This is a genomic window from Erwinia aeris (assembly GCF_041224955.1).
In the GTDB taxonomy this organism is placed as follows: Bacteria; Pseudomonadota; Gammaproteobacteria; order Enterobacterales; family Enterobacteriaceae; genus Erwinia; species Erwinia aeris.
This window is the reverse complement of record NZ_JBGFFX010000003.1, coordinates 445,493-465,164: the sequence shown is the minus strand read 5'-3', so window position 1 is coordinate 465,164 and position 19,672 is coordinate 445,493. Positions and strand designations below refer to the sequence as shown.

14 protein-coding genes are annotated in these 19,672 nt (G+C 61.1%); 11 read left to right on the top strand and 3 right to left on the bottom strand.

All coding sequences use genetic code 11. The features are described 5' to 3' along the window. The first annotated feature begins 71 nt into the window (after positions 1–71). Positions 72–953 (top strand): MDR efflux pump AcrAB transcriptional activator RobA, encoded by an 882-nt coding sequence (gene robA / locus AB6T85_RS08395; RefSeq protein WP_253455397.1) that lies wholly within the window; start codon positions 72–74, stop codon positions 951–953. A gap of 28 nt (positions 954–981) precedes the next feature. On the opposite strand, the gene gpmB is transcribed toward robA, so the two are convergent. Further along, a complete protein-coding gene (gene gpmB, locus AB6T85_RS08390; protein WP_253455399.1) occupies positions 982–1,629 on the bottom strand; it encodes a 2,3-diphosphoglycerate-dependent phosphoglycerate mutase GpmB in 648 nt (215 codons plus the stop codon). Positions 1,630–1,680: 51 nt separating this feature from the next. On the opposite strand from gpmB, the gene yjjX reads away from it, so the two are divergent. Continuing rightward, the gene (yjjX, locus tag AB6T85_RS08385) at positions 1,681–2,223 is read left to right on the top strand and encodes an inosine/xanthosine triphosphatase (RefSeq protein ID WP_253455401.1); all 543 of its coding nucleotides are present in this window, start codon (positions 1,681–1,683) and stop codon (positions 2,221–2,223) included. Here the strand turns inward: yjjX and trpR are convergent. Together trpR and sltY are read right to left on the bottom strand one after the other, a co-directional pair. Then, on the bottom strand, positions 2,209–2,538 hold the full coding sequence (trpR, locus tag AB6T85_RS08380; protein ID WP_125290501.1) for a trp operon repressor: 330 nt from the start codon (positions 2,536–2,538) through the stop codon (positions 2,209–2,211). The two genes, yjjX and trpR, sit on opposite strands and share 15 nt — an antisense overlap. Before the next feature lie 53 nt (positions 2,539–2,591). After that, the gene (sltY, locus tag AB6T85_RS08375) at positions 2,592–4,514 is read right to left on the bottom strand and encodes a murein transglycosylase (protein ID WP_369895297.1); all 1,923 of its coding nucleotides are present in this window, start codon (positions 4,512–4,514) and stop codon (positions 2,592–2,594) included. 340 nt (positions 4,515–4,854) lie between these two features. On the opposite strand from sltY, the gene AB6T85_RS08370 reads away from it, so the two are divergent. From AB6T85_RS08370 to urtE, 9 genes are all read left to right on the top strand, one after another. Next, positions 4,855–7,551, top strand: coding sequence for a P-type ATPase actuator domain-containing protein (locus tag AB6T85_RS08370; protein ID WP_369895269.1), 2,697 nt, complete (start codon positions 4,855–4,857; stop codon positions 7,549–7,551). A 217-nt stretch (positions 7,552–7,768) separates the two neighbouring features. Beyond that, positions 7,769–9,565, top strand: a complete 1,797-nt coding sequence (gene atzF / locus AB6T85_RS08365; RefSeq protein WP_253455405.1) for an allophanate hydrolase — start codon at positions 7,769–7,771, stop codon at positions 9,563–9,565. After that, complete coding sequence (gene uca / locus AB6T85_RS08360; RefSeq protein WP_369895268.1) at positions 9,558–13,172, top strand: urea carboxylase; 3,615 nt, start codon at positions 9,558–9,560, stop codon at positions 13,170–13,172. The genes atzF and uca overlap by 8 nt, the downstream gene beginning before the upstream one ends. Before the next feature lie 11 nt (positions 13,173–13,183). Beyond that, positions 13,184–13,882: a GntR family transcriptional regulator gene (locus AB6T85_RS08355; RefSeq protein WP_253455409.1), complete on the top strand. Its 699-nt coding sequence runs from the start codon at positions 13,184–13,186 to the stop codon at positions 13,880–13,882. A gap of 10 nt (positions 13,883–13,892) precedes the next feature. Further along, positions 13,893–15,161 (top strand): urea ABC transporter substrate-binding protein, encoded by a 1,269-nt coding sequence (gene urtA, locus AB6T85_RS08350; RefSeq protein ID WP_253455411.1) that lies wholly within the window; start codon positions 13,893–13,895, stop codon positions 15,159–15,161. A 61-nt stretch (positions 15,162–15,222) separates the two neighbouring features. Beyond that, positions 15,223–16,785, top strand: a complete 1,563-nt coding sequence (urtB, locus tag AB6T85_RS08345) for an urea ABC transporter permease subunit UrtB (protein WP_369895266.1) — start codon at positions 15,223–15,225, stop codon at positions 16,783–16,785. Further along, positions 16,785–17,861, top strand: coding sequence for an urea ABC transporter permease subunit UrtC (gene urtC, locus AB6T85_RS08340; protein WP_253455415.1), 1,077 nt, complete (start codon positions 16,785–16,787; stop codon positions 17,859–17,861). Before urtB ends, urtC begins: the two co-directional genes overlap by 1 nt. Next, positions 17,854–18,645, top strand: coding sequence for an urea ABC transporter ATP-binding protein UrtD (urtD, locus tag AB6T85_RS08335; protein ID WP_253455417.1), 792 nt, complete (start codon positions 17,854–17,856; stop codon positions 18,643–18,645). The genes urtC and urtD overlap by 8 nt, the downstream gene beginning before the upstream one ends. Position 18,646: 1 nt before the next feature. Continuing rightward, a complete protein-coding gene (gene urtE, locus AB6T85_RS08330; RefSeq protein WP_253461124.1) occupies positions 18,647–19,345 on the top strand; it encodes an urea ABC transporter ATP-binding subunit UrtE in 699 nt (232 codons plus the stop codon). Positions 19,346–19,672 lie beyond the last annotated feature (327 nt).

The window sequence follows — 19,672 nt, the reverse complement described above, 5'->3', positions numbered from 1 at the left end:
AAAACGAAAGTTCACTCTCAGCAATCCCAGAACTGCTGCTGCACCAATATTAACCAGGATGAGGACGTTTTATGGATCAAGCCGGTATCATTCGCGACTTGCTAGTCTGGCTTGAAGGCCACCTTGACCAGCCGCTGTCTCTGGATCACGTCGCAGCCAGAGCAGGCTATTCAAAATGGCATTTGCAAAGGATGTTTAAAGAAGTTACCGGTCATGCTATCGGCGCCTATATTCGTGCACGTCGGCTGTCAAAAGCCGCGGTCGCGCTGCGCCTGACCAGCCGCCCTATTCTGGATATTGCCCTGCAGTATCGCTTCGACTCGCAGCAGACCTTTACGCGCGCGTTTAAAAAACAGTTTAACCAGACGCCGGCCTGGTATCGTCGCGCCTCCGACTGGCACTCCTTCGGCCTGCGTCCGCCGATCCGGCTGGATGACTTTCAGCTGCCCGAAGCCACTTACGTCACCCTGCCGGAAACGGTGCTGGTGGGACAAACGCAAAGCTATACCTGCACGCTGGAGCAGATTTCCAGCTATCGCGATGAGATGCGCCTGCATTTCTGGCGGCAGTTCCTGACGGAAACGGACACCATCCCGCCCGTGCTGTACGGCCTGCACCAGTCGCGGCCCAGCGTGGAAAAAGATGACGAGCAGGAAATTCTCTACACCACCGCCGTGCCGTCCGATAAGCTTTTCCATCCCGTCCCGGCAACGCAAACGGTGCTGCTGGAAGGCGGCGAGTACGTGCAGTTTACCTACGAAGGGCCGAGAACCAGCCTGCAGGAGTTTATCCTGCTGCTTTACGGTACCTGTATGCCGACGCTACAGCTGACGCGCCGCCACGGGCAGGATATTGAGCGTTTCCACACGCACGGCGGCAAAAGGCAGCCGGAACCGCCACAAGATATCCGCTGCGAATATCTGATCCCGATCCGCCGCCAGGCTGAGGAGTAAGCCGGTTCAGCCCGGCTTCGCGTCTTCGTTAGCGTTGCAACTCGTCCAGCGCGGGCGCATCCAGATGCGACACGTCTCCCGCCGTTTCCACTACCCAACCGGACGCCAGCCAGGCGCTCTTTTGGTAATCGACGCGGGAAATGGAGCAGTTGCGCAGCCGTAGCCGACGCTCGGCCCACGCAGGCAGCCCCAGCAGCGTACTCACCAGCACGCCCAGCGCCATACCGTGGCTGACCAGCAGCGGACGGCTGCCGGCGGGCAGGTTCAGACAGGCGTTCAGCGCCTCGTGCATTCGCGCGGCCAGCTCCGTCATCGACTCGCCGTTCGGGATACGACCGTTTTCGGTGCCGTTGATCAGCGTGGCGCGCCAGCTCTCTTCTTCCGGCGTCAGCGAATCCAGCGGGCGCTTTTCCAGCACGCCCATATTCAGCTCGCGCAGACGCGGCTCCAGCGTCACTTCACAGCCGCAGGCGTCCGCGATGATTTCAGCCGTGCGTTTGGTGCGGCCCAGGTCGCTGGCGATGACGTGAGTAATGCCCAGATGTTTCATCCGTTCACCCACCTGCTGCGCCTGCTGCTCTCCTTTAGCCGTCAGCGCGCTGTCCGACTGTCCCTGAATGCGTCTCGCTGCATTCCAAAGCGTTTCTCCGTGGCGAACAAGATAGACCTGTAACATTGCTGTTTTCCGTTATACTGCGGCAAATTTGCGTAAGGGGTTCAAACAATTATGTACCATGTTGTCGCTGCAACCATTAATCCGGCAAAAATTAAGGCAATTTCTCAGGCTTTCAGCGATATTTTCGGTGAGGGATCCTGCCATATGGAGGGCGTCGAGGTCGACAGCGGCGTGGCCCTGCAGCCCCTTACCGATGCAGAAACGAGAACTGGCGCACGCCAGCGCGTGCAAAATGCCCGTCAGCTGCGTCCGCAGGCGGATTTTTGGGTGGCGATTGAAGCCGGTATTGAAGGCGAAAGCGCGTTTGCCTGGATGGTGATTGAAAACCGTCAGCAGCGCGGCGAGTCACGCTCCGCCAGCTTTACGCTGCCGCCGGTGGTGCTGAAAGGCATTGCGGCCGGACGCGAACTGGGCGAAGTGATGGCGAGCCTGACCGGCATTGAAAACATCAAGCATAAGGGCGGCGCGATCGGCGCCTTTACCGCCGGGCAGCTCAGCCGCACCAGCGTCTATCATCAGGCGCTGATCCTGGCGCTCTGCCCTTTCCATAACGCGGTATACCAGCAAAGCGCCGACGGATCAGATCTTATCTGAACCGTTCAGCAGCTGCGCCTCCAGCCAGGTTTTCAGGGCAGGCGGCGCGCTTTTCAGGCTGTTCGAGCCACGGGTGATAGTAGCGATGCCGACGCCCAGATCGTTTTTCAGCTCGCGCTGGCTCATCTCGCCGCGCATCAGCTCTTCGATAATACGCAGGCGCGTGCCCAGCGCCTCGCGTTCGTCCGGCGTCATCATCAGCTGAAGTAGCGGCAGGTGCAGTCCGTTGTCAAAAGCGTGCTGGAGCAGCACAACAAAGCGCTGCCACTCTTCGTTGTGCGGTTCCATCGTTACGGGAATGGAAGGTTCAGTCATAGGTGGCCCATACTCTTTAACTAGTACAGCAGTCTAGCACAGGCCGGGCGGGATCAATAGCGTCGCTGCCACTCGCCGTCAGAGAGAATATTGTCCGACTGCCGCATAAAGTGACGATAGTAGGCATCGTAAGCCAGCACGTTTTTTACATAGTTACGCGTTTCCGAAAAAGGAATGGTTTCGATAAAAGCGACCGCATCCAGACGGCCAGCGCTGTTCCCCAGCCACGTTCTGACTCGCGACGGCCCGGCGTTATAGGCCGCCGAAGAAAAAATGCGGTTCTGGCCGAACTGTTGATAGACCGATTCCAGATACTGGGTGCCGATCTGGATATTGGTTTCCGCATCCAGCAGCTGGCTGCTGTTGCTGTAGCCCGGCAGGCTATAGACCTTCACCGTATGCTGCGCGGTCGCGGGCATGACCTGCATCAGCCCGGATGCGCCAACCGGCGAGCGGGCTTTCGGATTCCAGGCGCTCTCCTGGCGGGCAATCGCCATCGCGTAGCTGACAGGGATCGCTTTGCCTTCCGTATAGCGCTTAAACTGTTCCTGATAGGCCAGCGGGAAGCGCTCCTTCAGGCTGTTCCACAGTTTGCCGGAAATGGTCGCCTGCACGCTGAGCACCCACCAGTTCTGCTCGTAGGCGTAGCGCGCCAGCTGCTGCTGCTGGCTGCGGCTTTTGCTGCCGACCAGGTAGCTCCATTCGGTTCGCGCCAGGTTATCCATATTCCAGTACATCAGTTCACGCACGCGGGCGATTTCCGGCCCCTGAGTCAGGCTGCGCTCTACCGACGGCGCTTCGTCCACCTGTAAAGGGTAGGCGACGCCAAGGCGCTGGGCGGCGACCATCGGATAGAAGCCGCGCTCCTGCATCAGGCCGCGCAGAATTTTATCGGCTTCCTCTTTGCGGCCCTGCTCCAGCAGCAGATCGGCCTGCCAGTACTGCCATTCATCTTTCTGCTTGGTTTCTACCGGCAGTCGGGCGATCCAGGTGTTCAGCCCGCGACGATCGTTGTTGCCCAGCGACATCCTGACGCGGCGCTCGATTAGCGCATCGGAATCGCTGCGCATCACCACGTCATCACGCCAGCGCGCCTGTTCCGTCGTCACGTCGCTGCCCATTAATCGCCACGCGACCGCCTCTTTCAGGCTCTGCTCTTCCTGCTCGCTCATCTTTTGCAGCCGCACCAGCGTCGGGATCATCGCGCGGGCGTTTTCGGCATCTTCACGCGCCACGCGCGCGAAAGCGATGGCGGTGGCCTGGCGGGTAAAATCGGTCGGGCCGGCGATACGGGCGAAGGCCTCCACGTTTTGCGGATTGTTTTGCAAATCTTTCACCGCGCTGGCGATGGTCTGATAATCCTCAGGAAGCTGATCCGCCAGGAAATTCACCAGGTTACTGTTGCCGGCCACCATAGCCAGACGAATACGCTCCAGCGTGGTAATCGGCGTCTGTTCACCTGCCGCCTGCCAGGCGCTGAACAGCCTGTCGCAGCCCGGCGGCAGCGAGGTGCCGCGTAGCCAGATCGTTTTAGCGCCTTTCCAGGCCACCTGCTGCTCGCCAGTGGCCCATTTGGCGTAGTACCAGTTGCAGCGTGCGGCAACAGGTTTAGGTTCGGTCGGGCTGAACACCAGCAGGCCGCGCCAGTCTTCGCGTCGCGCCAGCTCGTTGATAAAGCTTGAGGAAAGCGCGCGAACCGGCGGCAGCGTCGGGTTTTTTTTAATAAAATCGTTGATAACGAAGCTGCTCTGCTGATCGAGGCTTTGCGCCAGCTCGCGATATTCAAGATAGGGATAAAGCGGGTAATCGCGCAGCGTGGGCATCAGCTGCGCAACCTGATCCATCTGTTTATTGTCCCAGGCCTGCTTGATTTGCAGGTAGCGCGTGCGCTGCGCATCCAGCGAATCCGCGTGCGCCGTGCCTGCTACTATCGCCAGGCAAACGCCTGCCGCCCAAAACCGCCACTTGTCCGCCATGACTTTTCCCACGTTAACGCCTCTCTTTGTCCTGTGCTTACCATTAAAGCTCTTAACATGCTAACCAGGCCTGGCGACTCCCGCTATGCCGCATCGGCAAATTTACTTAACCTGACTTCTTTAAACGCCGGGTCAACAGGGCTTCGTCAGGCTATTTTGGCTGGCTAAAGGTTAATTGCGATCAACAATCCTTGCCCTGCTTTCCTTCAGCATAGCCTTCCTTGCTCGCCTCAACGCTACCCGCCTTTAGCCTGACTGGCGGAGAACAGCCATCTGACTCACTGATGTTATGACGTTGGTAGCGGGTTCTGTTATCCACTCCCCGCAAGGATTACCTGTGATGCAAAAATTAAAATCGCCGCCTGCCTGGTATCGTTATGATGCGGCTGGCGTAATAAAAAGAATGCAGAGTCATGAATCGGGGCTTTCCGCAGAAGAGGCGCAGAAACGTCTGGTCGGCCTCGGCCCCAATACGCTGCCGCCGCGCAGGCGTCGGTGCCCGCTGATGCGCCTGCTGACCGCGCCAATCTGCGTTCTGCTGTTGGCTTCGGTGTTAACCGCCGTTACCGAACATTGGCTGGATACCGGCGTCATCCTTGTCGTTATTCTGCTTAACCTGCTGGCTAACTGGCTACAGCAAAACGCCACGCAAAGCTCGCCAGATCTTGCAGACGGCTTTCCCGATCGCGCAAGCGTCAGGCGCGAGGGTAATATTCTGCAGGTGGATACCCGCAGCCTGGTGCCGGGCGACATCATTATGCTGGGCGCGGGCGATAAAGTCCCTGCCGATCTTCGCCTAATCGAGGCGCAAAATCTGCGGGTGGATGAAAGCATGTTAACGGGAGAAGCAACCGCCGTTGCCAAACAAACGGCCGCGACCGAAGGCGAACGGCCTGCGGAAGTCCGCAGCAATATGCTTTTTTGCGGCTCCACGCTGGTTTCAGGCTGCGCCACCGGTATTGCGGTAGCCACCGGAGCAAAAACGCAGCTGGGTCGCATCGAGGCGGCCCTGTGCTCTGTCAGACCGCGCCGGACGCCGCAGCTAAGATCGTTCGACAGGCTCGGCAACGGCTTCTGGCTGCTGATGGTCACGCTGATCGCTTTTCTGTTCTTCTATGCGCTGCTGCGGCACAGCCTGCCGATGCAGGGACTGATGCAGACGCTGGCCGGTCTGGCGGTTGCCGCCGTGCCGGCAGGGCTGCCGATGATTATCGTGCTGGCGCTGGCGTTGAGCATATGGCGCCTGAGGAAAATGAATATTGCCGTCCGCCATCTCTCCACGGCGGAAACGCTGGGCGCGCTGAGCGTCGTCTGCTGCGATAAAACCCACTCGCTGACGATGAACGAAATGACGGTCAGGGCGCTGATCCTGCACGAAGAAACGATCCGCGTAGAGGGCAACGGCTACCAGCCGACAGGCCGCTTTTTACAGGACAAAGACTGTAGCGTCATAGCGCCAGCCGTACACGCCCGGCTCCGCGACCTGCTAAGAAATATGGATCTGTGCAGCGACAGCACGCTGCTAAAAGATGAGGGAAAAAACTGGCGCATCACCGGCGAGCCGACGCAGGCCGCGCTTAAGGTGGCGGCTGCCAAAGCGCACCTGCCTGAACGGGCGGCGCTGCTGCTGGATAAGCTGCCGTTTGATGAGCTCAGAAAGTATCAGGCAACGCGCTATCTGGTTGACGGCGAAAGCTATATTCTGGCGCTCGGCGAGCCGGAAGCGCTGCTGCGGATATGCGACTTCCAGCAGACCGGACAGGGTCTGGAAGCGCTGGATGTTGCCTGGTGGCAGCAGCAAATAGCGCACCACGCTGCAGAAGGCCTGCACCTTATTGCCAGCGCCTGCCGTCCGGCCGATAAAAACCAGGCCGCGCTTTGCCACGACGATTTGCAAAACGGCCTGATTTTCTGCGGCATAGCGGCCATGATAGATCCGCCGCGTCCTGAAGCAGCCAGAGCGATTGTCGACTGCCAGCGTGCCGGGATCCGGGTAAAAATGCTGGCCGACGACCCTGTGGCAACGGCGCTGGCCATTGGTCGAATGACAGGCATTGGCGGCAGCCATAGCGAGTTGACCGGCCGCCAGCTGGAGCGAATGAGCGATATTGAGCTGGCCCGGGTGGTGGATCGCTATGACATCTTTGTGGGCATGACGCCCGCGCACAGGCAACGGCTGGTCGCCGCGCTGCAAAGCCAGGGCGAAGTGGTCGGCATCACCGGCAACGGCGCTCAGGATATCCCCGCGCTCAAACAGGCCGATGTCGGAATAGCGACACAGGCTGCAAACGGCGGCGTGACAAAAGCGATCGCCGATCTCGTGCTGCCCGATAATCATTTCGCCGCGCTTATCAGCGCCGTGCAGGAAGGCCAGCGCCTTCGTGACGGCCTGAAAAAAGCGGGACGCTTTATGCTGCCAATCTGCCTGTCGCAGACGCTGCTGTTTATCGCCGCCCTGCTGGCAGGAAAATTTATTCCGATCGCGCCTCTTCAGGTTTTATGGATAAATGTCGCGGCGTCGGTCACGCTTGCCGTTAGCCTTATCAGCGGAAAAACAGCGTCCACGCCTGTCTGTTCCCGGCCGCGGAAAGCGAGCCATTCGGCGCAAGGCTGCCGGTTCTGGCACCTCGGCTTTACAGGCGTAACCATTATGCTGAGCGCTTTCGTAACCGAGCTGTGGCTGCAATCACGCGGCTACGAACCAAAATTTATTCACGCCGTGCTGCTGCAAACGCTGATCGTGGCGCAGTGGGTCTGGCTGCTGAACTGCCGCGAACCGGCGCGATCTTCGCTCAATACCGGCCTGCTGAAAGATTATGGTTTCTGGCTGGCGAGCGCTCTGCTCGCGCTGTTGCAGCTGGCTCTGTTCGGCCTGCCGGTGATGCAAAGCCTGTTTGCCACCGTGCCGCTGCCGCAGGAAATCTGGCTGCTTACGTTGGCCGTCGGCGCGCTGCTGTTTGCCGTATTCGAGCTGGAAAAAATGCTGACGCGGCGCCGACAGCAGTCCGCCATCGAACAGTGGCATCCGGCAGAATAATAGCGCACGGCCTGGGCGCCGCTCGCTGCGGCCCCTGGTGCTGTACGTTCCCGCACGGCCAGCTTCCTTATCGCCCCTTTTTTGTTCATTCACTGCCCAAATAACGTGCACCCTCGCCTGCCTTATTTATTTAAATATTTAATAATCAGTAAATTATCCGTATGGCACGGCTTTTGCTCTGTTTATTCCATCTTGTATACCAGATGGAATTCAACCTATGGCTTTCACCGGTTTTACCCTGAATGACTGGCGGCGTTACCATCAGCAGCAGCCGCAGGAGCTGTTCGCTACCCTTTCCTCTTTGCTGGCGGAGCTGAGCCTGGAAGATAACGCCTGGCTTTATCTTGCCACCCCTTCTCAGCTGCGGGCGCAGACGGAACCGCTGCTGGCGGCCTGGCAGAAGGATCCGCAGTCGCTGCCGCTGTTCGGCGTGCCCTTTGCGGTGAAAGACAATATCGACGTGGCGGGCTGGCCGACCACCGCCGCCTGCCCTGCTTTCGCTCACGAAGCCGCAACCGATGCCGTTGCGGTCGCCAGGCTGAAGGCGGCGGGCGCCGTGGTCATCGGCAAAACCAATCTCGATCAGTTCGCTACCGGCCTGGTCGGCACGCGGTCGCCCTATGGCGCGGTGAAAAACAGCTTTAATGCGGATTACGTCAGCGGCGGCTCCAGCTCCGGTTCGGCTTCCGTGACGGCTCGTGGCCTGGTCTGCTTCGCGCTGGGCACCGATACCGCTGGCTCAGGGCGCGTCCCGGCCGGCTTTAACAATATCGTCGGCCTGAAGCCGACCAAAGGCTGGCTGTCGGCCACCGGCGTGCTGCCAGCCTGCCGCCTGAACGATACGCTTTCCGTGTTTGCGCTGACGGTGGAAGATGCTTTCCAGGTCGCGACCTGTGCGGGCGGCTATGACGCCAGCGACGCCTATTCACGCGACAATCCGGCGCTGGCGCCCGCCGCCCTGCCTGCCGCGCCGCGCCTGGCTGTTCCTTCTCATCCCACCTTTTTTGACGATGCACAGGCCGAAGCCGCCTGGGAAAAAGCGCTGGCCGCGCTGCAGGCGTGCGGCGCCACGCTGCATCCTGTCGATTTTGCGCCGTTTCACCAGCTGGCCGAACAGCTTTACTCGGGGCCCTGGGTAGCCGAACGTACCGCGGCCGTCGGCGAGATACTGCACCATCCGGAACAGATGGATGCGACCGTGTACGGCATTATCGCCAGCGGCCAGCACTACAGCGCGGTTGACGCTTATCAGGCGGAATACCTGCGCGCGGAGCTGAGCCGTCAGATCCAGCAGACGCTTGCCCAGTTTGACGCGCTGGTGGTGCCAACGTCGCCGACCATCCACACGCTGGAAGAGATGCGGCAGGAGCCGGTGCGCTATAACTCGCAGTTTGGCACCTATACCAACTTTACTAACCTGGCCGATCTCTCGGCGCTCGCCCTGCCAGGGCCATTCCGTGAGGACGGGCTGCCCGCCGGGATCACGCTGATTGCGCCCGCGTGGCACGATCGCGCGCTGGCGACCTTTGGACAGCGCTGGCAGCAGAGCCTGGCGCTCGACCTGGGCGCGACCGGAAAAGCCTGCGCCGCGCCGTCCGCTTTGCCCGCTTCGCCACACCACGTTCGTGTCGCGGTCGTTGGCGCGCACCTGACTGGAATGCCGTTGAATCATCAGTTAACCCGCCGCAATGCGGTGCTGGTGGAAGAAACCCGCACCGCCGACGCCTATCGCCTTTATGCGTTGGCCAACACCCAGCCGCCCAAGCCGGGGCTGGCGAAAGCGACCGGCGGCAAAGCCATTACCGTCGAGCTGTGGGACATTCCGTTGGCGCGCTTTGGCGAATTCGTAGCGGAAATCCCTGCGCCGCTCGGCATCGGCACGCTGACGCTGGAGGATGGTCGTCAGGTAAAAGGCTTTATTTGCGAACCGGCGGCGCTGGCCGACGCCCGGGACATCACCGAGTTTGGCGGCTGGCGCAACTGGCTGGCGCGCAAGGAGGCTTCCCATGTTTAATACCGTTCTTGTCGCCAACCGGGGCGAAATCGCCTGCCGCGCCCTGCGCACGCTGAAAAAGCTGGGCATTACCGGCGTGGCGGTCTATTCCGACGCGGATAAAAACGCGCAGCATGTCAAAGAGGCGGATATCGCCATCGCGCTGGGCGGCGAAAAAGCCGCCGACAGCTATCTGCGTATCGACAGGATCCTGGCAGCGGCGCAGCAGAGCGGCGCCCAGGCGATCTGGCCCGGCTACGGTTTTCTTTCCGAAAGCCTGCCGTTTGCGGCGGCCTGTGAAGCTGCGAACATCGTTTTCGTCGGCCCCACGGCGCAGCAAATCGGCGAATTCGGCCTCAAGCACCGCGCCCGCGAGCTGGCCGCCGAGGCTGGCGTGCCGATGACGCCGGGCACGCCGCTGCTGAACTCGCTGGCGGAAGCCTTAACCGCCGCGGACGCCATCGGCTATCCGGTGATGCTGAAAAGTACTGCGGGCGGCGGCGGCATCGGCTTAACCCGCTGCGGCGACGCACAGGCGCTACGCGACGCCTGGGAAAGCGTCCGCCGCCTGGGCGAGCAGTTCTTCAGCGATGCGGGCGTCTTTCTGGAACGCTGCATCGATCGTGCGCGCCACGTGGAAGTACAGATTTTTGGCGACGGCAAAGGCAAAGTCGTCGCCCTGGGCGAACGCGACTGCTCGCTACAGCGCCGTAATCAGAAAGTGGTGGAAGAGACGCCCGCGCCCAATCTGCCGGAAGCAACGCGTCGCGCCCTGTTGGAATCAGCTGTCCGGCTGGGCGAGCGCGTCAACTATCGCAGCGCGGGCACGGTGGAATATATCTACGACGCGCAGCGCGACGAATTCTTCTTTCTGGAAGTGAATACCCGTTTACAGGTCGAACATCCGGTCACTGAATGCGTAACCGGGCTGGATCTGGTCGAGTGCATGTTGCAGGTGGCGGCGGGCGTGGAGCCGGACTGGGCGCGTATGGCGCAGGCGCCGCAGGGCGCGGCGATTGAAGTGCGGCTCTATGCCGAAGATCCGGTGAAAAACTTTCAGCCCAGTCCGGGCGTGCTGACGGACGTCTGCTTTCCGGAAGGGGTGCGCGTGGACAGCGGCGTGACGACGGGTTCAGAAGTTTCCGCCTTTTACGATCCGATGATTGCCAAGCTGATCGTTCACGCGGAAAACCGCGAGGCGGCGCTGGCAAAAATGCGCGAGGCGCTGAATGAAACGCGGCTGCACGGCATCGCCACCAATCTCGACTATCTGCGTCAGGTTATCGCCACCGACGAGTTCCGCAGCGGCCAGGTGTGGACGCGCCAGCTGGACAGCTTTACGCCTGTGGCCCACGTCATTGAAGTGATCCAACCCGGCACCTGGAGCAGCATTCAGGATTACCCTGGCCGTCCCGGCTACTGGGACATCGGCGTGCCGCCGTCCGGCCCGATGGACGACTTCGCTTTTCGGCTGGCGAACCGCATCGTTGGCAACGCAGAAGAAGCGGCGGGCCTGGAGTTTACCCTGCAAGGCCCGACGCTGCGCTTCCACACCGACGCCGTGATCGCCTTAACCGGCGCGGATTGCCCGGCGACGCTGGACGACGCGCCGGTTGGCTACTGGCAGCCGGTGACGGTCAAAGCCGGACAGACGCTGACGCTGGGCCGCGCGCAGACGGGCTGCCGCACCTACCTGGCGGTACGCAACGGTTTTGACGTGCCGGACTATCTCGGCAGCCGTTCGACCTTTGCCCTTGGCCAGTTTGGCGGCCATGCCGGACGCACGCTGCGCGTGGCTGATATGCTGCCCGTTTCGCAGCCGCAGCTTGCCGCCTGTACCACGCCAGCGCCGGTCGGCGAGCCGCAGGCCGTTGACGCCGCGCTGATCCCCACCTACGGCGACGAATGGCGCATCGGCGTGCTCTATGGCCCGCACGGCGCGCCGGACTTTTTTACCCAGCGATCCATTGATGAGTTCTTCGCGCAGTCGTGGCAGGTTCACTACAACTCCAACCGGCTTGGCGTGCGGCTGGCCGGGCCAAAACCGGACTGGGCGCGCCCCAACGGCGGCGAAGCGGGCCTGCATCCCTCTAACGTACACGACTGCGAATACGCTATCGGCGCGGTGAATTTTACCGGCGACTTTCCGGTGATCCTGACGCGCGACGGGCCAAGCCTCGGCGGCTTCGTCTGTCCTGTGACCATCGCCAAAGCGGAGTTGTGGAAAGTCGGCCAGGTCAAGCCGGGCGACCGCATCCGTTTTCATCCGATTGGTTTTGACGAGGCGCTGGCGCTGGAGAAAGCGCAGGAAGCGCGGATTAACACGCTGCATAACATAACCACGCCCGCCTTTGCCGTGCCGTCGCTGGCGGAAACCGCGCACGGTTCGGGCACTATCCTGGCCGCGCTTGAAGCCACAACCAGCACGCCAGCCGCCGTTTATCGGCAGGCGGGCGATAACTATATTCTGCTGGAATATGGCGACAACGTGCTGGATCTGGCGCTGCGGCTGCGAGTTCATCTGCTGATGATTGCCCTGCGCGAAACCGGCCAGCCGGGCATGGAGGAGCTGTCGCCGGGCGTGCGCTCGCTGCAAATCCGCTACGACAGCCGCATCCTCAGCCAGAAACAGCTGCTGGCGCTGCTGCTGCGCGTGGAGAAAGAGCTGGGCGACGTCAGCCAGCTGCGGGTGCCTTCCCGCATCGTGCATCTGCCGATGGCCTTTGAGGACAGCGCCACGCTGGGCGCCGTCGAACGCTACAAAGAAACGGTGCGCGCCAGCGCGCCGTGGCTGCCGAACAACGTTGATTTTATTCAACGCATCAACGGGCTACCGACGCGCGAGGCGGTGCGCCAGACGCTGTTCGACGCCAGCTACCTGATCCTGGGGCTGGGCGATGTCTATCTGGGCGCGCCCTGCGCCGTGCCGGTGGATCCGCGTCATCGCCTGCTCAGCTCCAAATATAACCCGGCCCGCACTTTTACCGCCGAAGGCACCGTCGGCATCGGCGGCATGTATATGTGCATCTACGGCATGGATTCCCCCGGCGGCTATCAGCTGGTGGGCCGTACGCTGCCGATCTGGAACAAATTCCTGAAAAACGACCAGTTTGCGGCGAATGAACCCTGGCTGCTGCGCTTCTTCGACCAGGTGCGTTTCTATCCGGTCAGCGAGACGGAGCTGGACAGGCTGCGGGAAGACTTCCGCGAAGGCCGGGGCCGCATCGCCATCGAAGAAACCTTCTTTGATTTTGCCGAACATACGCGCTTTTTACAGGAAAACGCCGCCGATATCGCCGATTTCCGCCAGCGCCAGGCCAGCGCCTTCGAAACCGAGGTCGCGCTGTGGGCGCAGGAAGAGGAAGGCGCGCCGCTGACCAGCGAGGAGACGCTGCTGCCGCAGGAAGAGGAGGATGGCCTGCTGGTCAGTGCCGATCTCAACGGCAATATCTGGAAAGTGCTGGTGCAGCCGGGCGACGAAGTGGTGGTCGGCCAGCCGCTGATCGTGGTGGAGGCGATGAAGATGGAGCTGACCGTCAACGCGCCGCAGGCGGGCCGCGTCAGGCGTATCGGCTGCCAGCCGGGTCGGCCGGTCAGGCCGGGTGACGCGCTGCTGTGGCTGGAATAAGGCGCGGCGCGATGCAGACACCAAAGCCTCGTCCCCTGCCGCTGGCGGACAAAATCTATCAGACGCTGAAAAACGATATTTTCGATTTCCGCCTGATGCCCGGCGATCGCTTCAGCGAAAACGAGATCGCCGGACGGATGGCGGTGAGCCGCACGCCGGTGCGCCAGGCGCTGTTTCGGCTGGCGCGCGAAGGCTATGTCGAGGTCGAATTCCGCAGCGGCTGGCAGGTATGCGAGTTCGACTTCACCCGTTTTGAGGAGCTGTACGATCTGCGCATCGTGCTGGAGTGCGAAGCCGTTAAGCGCCTGTGCGCGATGCCGCTGGCGCAGACCGGCGAGCGGCTGGCCGCGCTGCGGCGCTTCTGGCTGGAGGCGCCGCAGCTGGCCGACGGTAAAGCGGTGTCGCTGCATGACGAAGCGTTTCATATGGCGATAGTGGCGGCGGCGGGCAACGGCGAAATGGCCGCTATCCATGCCGAGCTGACCGAGAAAATCCGCATTATCCGCCGCCTCGATTTTACCCGTGAGGACAGGATTGCCGCGACTTATCAGGAACACGCACAGATTTTGCTGGCGGTACTTCAGCAGCAAAGCGAAGCGGCCCGGCGCATCCTGACGGCGCATATTGCCGTCAGCAAGGCCGAGGTCAGAAAAATAACGCTGCATCGGTTGCAGCAGGCCAGAACTTTACCCGATCCACTTAACTCTTGAGGTTCACCGGATGAAAAGACGTTCGTTATTAAAAGCTTTTGTGCTTTCGGCTTCGGTCATCGCGATGGGCGCGGCATGGAGCGCGCAGGCGGCGGAGACGATCAAAGTCGGCATCCTCTCGTCGCTGTCCGGCACCATGGCGATTTCCGAAACGCCGCTGAAGGACGTGGCGCTGATGACCATCGACGAAATCAATGCCAAAGGCGGCGTGCTGGGTAAAAAGCTCCAGCCGGTGGTGGTCGATCCGGCGTCCAACTGGCCGCTGTTTGCCGAAAAAGCACGCCAGCTGCTGTCGCAGGACAAAGCCGCCGTGGTCTTCGGCTGCTGGACCTCCGTTTCCCGCAAGTCGGTGCTGCCGGTATTTGAAGAGCTGAACGGCCTGCTGTTTTATCCGGTGCAGTACGAGGGCGAAGAGATGTCGCCGAACGTCTTCTACACCGGCGCGGCGCCGAACCAGCAGGCGATCCCGGCGGTGGAGTATCTGATGAGCGAAGACGGCGGCGGCACGAAACGCTTTTTCCTGCTCGGCACCGACTATGTCTATCCCCGCACCACCAATAAAATCCTGCGCGCTTTCCTGCACGTCAAGGGCGTGAAGGACAGCGATATAGAGGAGGTCTATACGCCGTTTGGCTACAGCGATTACCAGACCATCGTCGCCAACATTAAAAAGTTCTCTGCGGGCGGAAAAACGGCGGTGATCTCCACCATCAACGGCGACTCTAACGTGCCTTTCTATAAAGAGCTGGCGAATCAGGGCATTAAAGCCACCGACGTGCCGGTAGTGGCGTTCTCGGTTGGCGAAGAGGAGCTGCGCGGCATTGATACCAAACCGCTGGTCGGCAACCTGGCCGCCTGGAACTACTTCCAGTCGGTGGACAATCCGGTCAATAAAAAGTTTGTCGCGGACTATCGCGCTTACGCCAAAGCGCACAATCTGCCGAACGCCGCGACCGCCGTCACCAACGATCCGATGGAGGCCACCTACGTAGGTATTCATATGTGGGCGCAGGCGGTCGAGAAAGCGGGAACCACCGATGTGGACAAGGTGCGGGAAGCGATGGCGAATCAAACCTTTAACGCGCCGGACGGCTTTACGCTGACCATGGATGCCACCAACCACCATCTGCACAAGCCGGTGATGATTGGCGAGATTGAAGAGAACGGCCAGTTCAACGTGGTGTGGCAGACCGACAAGCCGGTGCGCGCGCAGCCGTGGAGCCCTTATCTTCCCGGCAACGATAAAAAGTCCGATCGGCCGGTAAAAACAGCGCAGTAACCTCGTGGCCGGGATGGCAGCCGCCGCCCGGTCATCTTTTTTTCACTGAATGGGCATCGCGATGATTCTACGTCAACTGCTAACGCTCTTTATTACGCTGTGCCTGCTGCCCGCCGCCTTTGCCGGGCCGGCCGCGGATTTCGCCGCCGCCAGCCGTCCGGGCCAGGTCGCGCTGCTTCAGCAGTGGGCAGCCCAGCCGGACGCCTCGCGTCTTGCGCTGCTGACCGCGCTGCATCAGGAAAACGTGGTGCTGGACGCCAGCAAACGGCCGTTCAGCCTCGTTGACGGCAGGCTGACGCCGCTTGATGGCGATGCGCCGCCCGAGGGCAGCACCAAAAAACTCTTTATGAACAACCGGCTGCGCGTGCTGGTCGCCACCACGCTGGCCGCCCATCAGCTGGTCAGCGACAGCGCCGCCACGCGCCTGGCCGCCGCGCGCGAGCTTCAAAACGAAGCGCAGGCCGATCAGCTGCCGCTGCTGACCGGGCGCCTGGCCGCAGAACAGGACAACGACGTACGCGCCGTGCTGGCTCAGGCCGTGGCCGGATTACAGCTTGCCGACGCCGATCCTCAGATACGCCTGAAGGCCGTAAAGCTGCTGGGCGAAACCAGCGACCCGCAAACCCAGGCCGCGCTGACGCGCCTGGCGCAAAACGAGCCGAATGCGCAGGTGCGCGCCGCCGCTGCCGACAGCCTGAAGCAGATCCAACAACGTCTGCGGCTGGGCGAGCTGCTCGGCCAGGCATTCTCCGGCCTGTCGCTGGGATCGGTGCTGCTGCTGGCGGCGCTGGGCCTGGCGATCACCTATGGCCTGCTGGGCGTTATCAATATGGCCCACGGCGAAATGCTGATGCTGGGCGCCTACGCCACCTGGCTGGTGCAGACGCTGTTTCAGCGCTACGCCCCGGAGTGGCTCGCTTTCTATCCGCTGCTGGCGCTGCCAGTGGCCTTTTTCGTCACCGCCGCCATCGGCATGGCGCTGGAGCGCACCATCGTGCGCCATCTTTATGGCCGTCCGCTGGAGACGCTGCTGGCGACCTGGGGCATCAGCCTGATGCTGATCCAGCTGGTGCGCGTGCTGTTCGGCACGCAAAACCTGGAGGTCGCTAACCCGCCGTGGCTGTCCGGCGGCTGGCAGGCTTTGCCGGGGCTGGTGCTGCCTTACAACCGTATCGCGGTGATTTTGTTTGTGATGTTTGTGCTGATCCTGACCTGGCTGTTGCTGAACAAAACCCGTCTTGGGCTGAACGTGCGGGCGGTGACGCAGAACCGCGCCATGGCCGACTGCTGCGGCGTACCGACCGGACGCGTGGATATGCTGGCGTTCGGGCTGGGTTCCGGCATTGCGGGGCTGGGCGGCGTGGCGCTGTCGCAGCTGGGCAACGTCGGGCCGGAGCTGGGCCAGAGCTACATTATCGACTCTTTCCTGGTGGTGGTGACCGGTGGCGTCGGCCAGCTGGCGGGCACGGTGCTGGCCGCGTTCGGTTTAGGCATCCTCAACAAAATCCTGGAGCCGCAAATTGGCGCGGTGCTGGGGAAAATCCTGCTGCTGGCGCTGATCGTGCTGTTTATCCAGAAGCGGCCGCAGGGCCTGTTCGCCATCAAAGGAAGGGTGACTGACTGATGACGCAACCTATTACGCTGACTCTGACGCGAAAAGCGCCGCGCCTGAGCGTCGTCGCCGGTCTGCTGGTGACGGCGGCGCTGCTGATCCTGCCTTTTCTCGCGCTGCTGCCGGCGGACAATCCGCTGGCAATCTCTACCTGGACGCTGACGCTGATCGGCAAAATTCTTTGCTATGCGATCGTCGCCGTGGCGCTGGATCTGGTCTGGGGCTATGCCGGACTGCTGTCGCTCGGCCACGGGCTGTTCTTTGCGCTCGGCGGCTATGCGATGGGCATGTACCTGATGCGCCAGGCCTCGGGCGACAGCCTGCCCGCCTTTATGACCTTTCTCTCCTGGCAGAAAATGCCGTGGTTCTGGGCGGGCACGCAGCACTTTGCCTGGGCGCTCTGCCTGATCGTGCTGGTGCCGGGCCTGCTGGCGCTGATCTTCGGCTGGTTTACCTTTCGCTCGAAAATCAAAGGCGTCTACTTTTCGATTATGACCCAGGCGCTGACCTGGGCCGGGATGCTGCTGTTTTTCCGCAACGAAACCGGCTTTGGCGGCAACAACGGCTTTACCGGCTTCACTACCCTGCTCGGCTTTCCGGTCACGGCGACCGGTACCCGCATCGCCCTGTTTATCGTTACGGTGCTGCTGCTGCTGGCCACGCTCGCTATCGGCTTTGCGCTGGCGCGCAGCAAATTTGGCCGCGTGCTGACGGCGGTGCGCGATGCGGAAAACCGCCTGATATTTTGCGGCTACCATCCGCAGGGCTTTAAGCTGTTTGTCTGGACGCTTTCCGCCGTGCTGTGCGGGCTGGCAGGCGCGCTCTACGTGCCGCAGGTCGGCATTATCAATCCGGGTGAAATGTCGCCGACCAACTCTATCGAGGCGGCTATCTGGGTGGCGCTCGGCGGCCGGGGCACGCTGATCGGCCCGCTGCTCGGCGCGGGCATCGTCAACGGCGCTAAGAGCTGGTTTACCGTCGCCTTTCCCGAATACTGGCTCTTTTTTCTGGGGCTGATGTTTATCCTGGTCACGCTGTTTCTGCCGCACGGCGTGATTGGCCTGCTTCGCCGGAGGAAGCATGACTGAACCGCTTTTTACCCAGCCGCACCCTGCGGATCGCTATCGCGGACAAACCGACCCGGTCTTACAGCTGGAAAATATTACGGTGGCTTTCGACGGCTTTAAGGCGCTGACCGACCTGTCGCTACAGATTGGCGTGGGCGAGCTGCGCTGCATTATTGGCCCGAACGGCGCCGGAAAAACCACCCTGATGGACGTGATCACCGGCAAAACGCGCCCTACCAGCGGGCGAGTATTTTACGATCAGACCACCGACCTGACGACGCTGTCGCCGGTAGAGATTGCGCGGCAGGGCATTGGCCGTAAATTCCAGAAGCCCACGGTGTTTGCGGCGCTTTCCGTATTTGAAAATCTGGAAATCGCGCTCAAAGGCGACAAATCGGTGTGGGCCTGCCTGCGCGGCAAACTCAACGGCGAGCAGCAGGATCGTATTGACGATGTCCTGAAGCTGCTGCGGCTGGGCGCGGAGCGCGGGCGTCCGGCGGGCCTGCTCTCGCATGGGCAAAAGCAGTTTCTGGAGATTGGCATGCTGCTGGTGCAGGATCCGCATCTGCTGCTGCTGGACGAGCCCGCGGCGGGCATGACCGATGCGGAAACGGAGTACACCGCCGGGCTGTTTAAGGATCTGGCTGGCCGCCATTCGCTGATGGTGGTGGAGCACGATATGGGCTTTGTGGAAGCAATAGCCGACCGCGTAACGGTGCTGCATCAGGGTCAGGTGCTGGCGGAAGGCTCGCTGCGCGAGGTGCAGGCGAATGAGCAGGTTATCGACGTTTATCTGGGGCGCTGAGATGCTGAAAGTCACCGATCTGAATCAATATTATGGCGGCAGCCATATTTTACGCGGCCTCTCTTTTGAGGTCCGTCCGGGCGAAATCACCTGCCTGCTGGGGCGCAACGGCGTGGGGAAAACCACGCTGCTGAAGTGCCTGATGGGCCTGCTGCCAGCTAAGTCAGGCGTCATCAGCTGGCAAGAACAGCGCATCAACGGCCGCAGGCCGCATCAGCGCGTGCAGGCCGGGATGGCCTATGTGCCGCAGGGACGGGAAATTTTCCCGCGCCTGACGGTGGAAGAGAACCTGCTGATGGGGCTGTCGCGCTTTTCCGGCTCGCGGGCAAAACAGGTGCCGGAAGAGATTTATCAGCTTTTCCCGGTGCTGCGGGAAATGCGGCTGCGGCGCGGCGGCGATCTTTCCGGCGGGCAGCAGCAGCAGCTGGCCATTGGCCGCGCGCTGGCCGCCAGTCCGCAACTGCTAATCCTTGACGAGCCGACGGAAGGCATCCAGCCTTCGGTCATTAAGGAGATTGGCGCGGTGATCCGCCAGCTGGCGCAGCGCGGCGATATGGCTATCCTGCTGGTGGAGCAGTTTTACGATTTTGCCGCCGAGCTTGCCGACAGCTATCTGGTGATGTCGCGCGGCGAAATCGTGCGGCGCGGCCGGGGTGAAACCATGGAAGCGGACGGCGTACGCGGGCTGGTGGCTATTTAATGGCGACGCCTGCGCTGAAAAAGGCCGCAGGCGTTGTTTATTTCCCGACAGGACTTAATATTTATCGATTAATATATTGCCATCTCAATTATATTTCTCGGAGTTTTCGCACAATTAACTTTAAACATTATTCGCAGCGATAAATATACACCCATCCCTAAAATACATTGCCATCCCAATAACCACATGCCTGTTCAATCCTGTAAAACCTTTTTTAAATAGCGCTGTACCACCGTCTCTAAAAAAGACCAATATCTCTATTTTTCCTTATTTAACTGTTTATCAAACACTAATTATTTTTACCCCATAAAAAATTAACGGCATATT

What these genes read in the sequence shown, in the direction of transcription:
- robA (WP_253455397.1), top strand. Translation starts at nt 72, where the DNA reads ATGGATCAAGCCGGTATCATTCGCGACTTGCTAGTCTGGCTTGAAGGC.
- gpmB (WP_253455399.1), bottom strand. Translation starts at nt 1,629, where the DNA reads ATGTTACAGGTCTATCTTGTTCGCCACGGAGAAACGCTTTGGAATGCA.
- yjjX (WP_253455401.1), top strand. Translation starts at nt 1,681, where the DNA reads ATGTACCATGTTGTCGCTGCAACCATTAATCCGGCAAAAATTAAGGCA.
- trpR (WP_125290501.1), bottom strand. Translation starts at nt 2,538, where the DNA reads ATGACTGAACCTTCCATTCCCGTAACGATGGAACCGCACAACGAAGAG.
- sltY (WP_369895297.1), bottom strand. Translation starts at nt 4,514, where the DNA reads ATGGCGGACAAGTGGCGGTTTTGGGCGGCAGGCGTTTGCCTGGCGATA.
- AB6T85_RS08370 (WP_369895269.1), top strand. Translation starts at nt 4,855, where the DNA reads ATGCAAAAATTAAAATCGCCGCCTGCCTGGTATCGTTATGATGCGGCT.
- atzF (WP_253455405.1), top strand. Translation starts at nt 7,769, where the DNA reads ATGGCTTTCACCGGTTTTACCCTGAATGACTGGCGGCGTTACCATCAG.
- uca (WP_369895268.1), top strand. Translation starts at nt 9,558, where the DNA reads ATGTTTAATACCGTTCTTGTCGCCAACCGGGGCGAAATCGCCTGCCGC.
- AB6T85_RS08355 (WP_253455409.1), top strand. Translation starts at nt 13,184, where the DNA reads ATGCAGACACCAAAGCCTCGTCCCCTGCCGCTGGCGGACAAAATCTAT.
- urtA (WP_253455411.1), top strand. Translation starts at nt 13,893, where the DNA reads ATGAAAAGACGTTCGTTATTAAAAGCTTTTGTGCTTTCGGCTTCGGTC.
- urtB (WP_369895266.1), top strand. Translation starts at nt 15,223, where the DNA reads ATGATTCTACGTCAACTGCTAACGCTCTTTATTACGCTGTGCCTGCTG.
- urtC (WP_253455415.1), top strand. Translation starts at nt 16,785, where the DNA reads ATGACGCAACCTATTACGCTGACTCTGACGCGAAAAGCGCCGCGCCTG.
- urtD (WP_253455417.1), top strand. Translation starts at nt 17,854, where the DNA reads ATGACTGAACCGCTTTTTACCCAGCCGCACCCTGCGGATCGCTATCGC.
- urtE (WP_253461124.1), top strand. Translation starts at nt 18,647, where the DNA reads ATGCTGAAAGTCACCGATCTGAATCAATATTATGGCGGCAGCCATATT.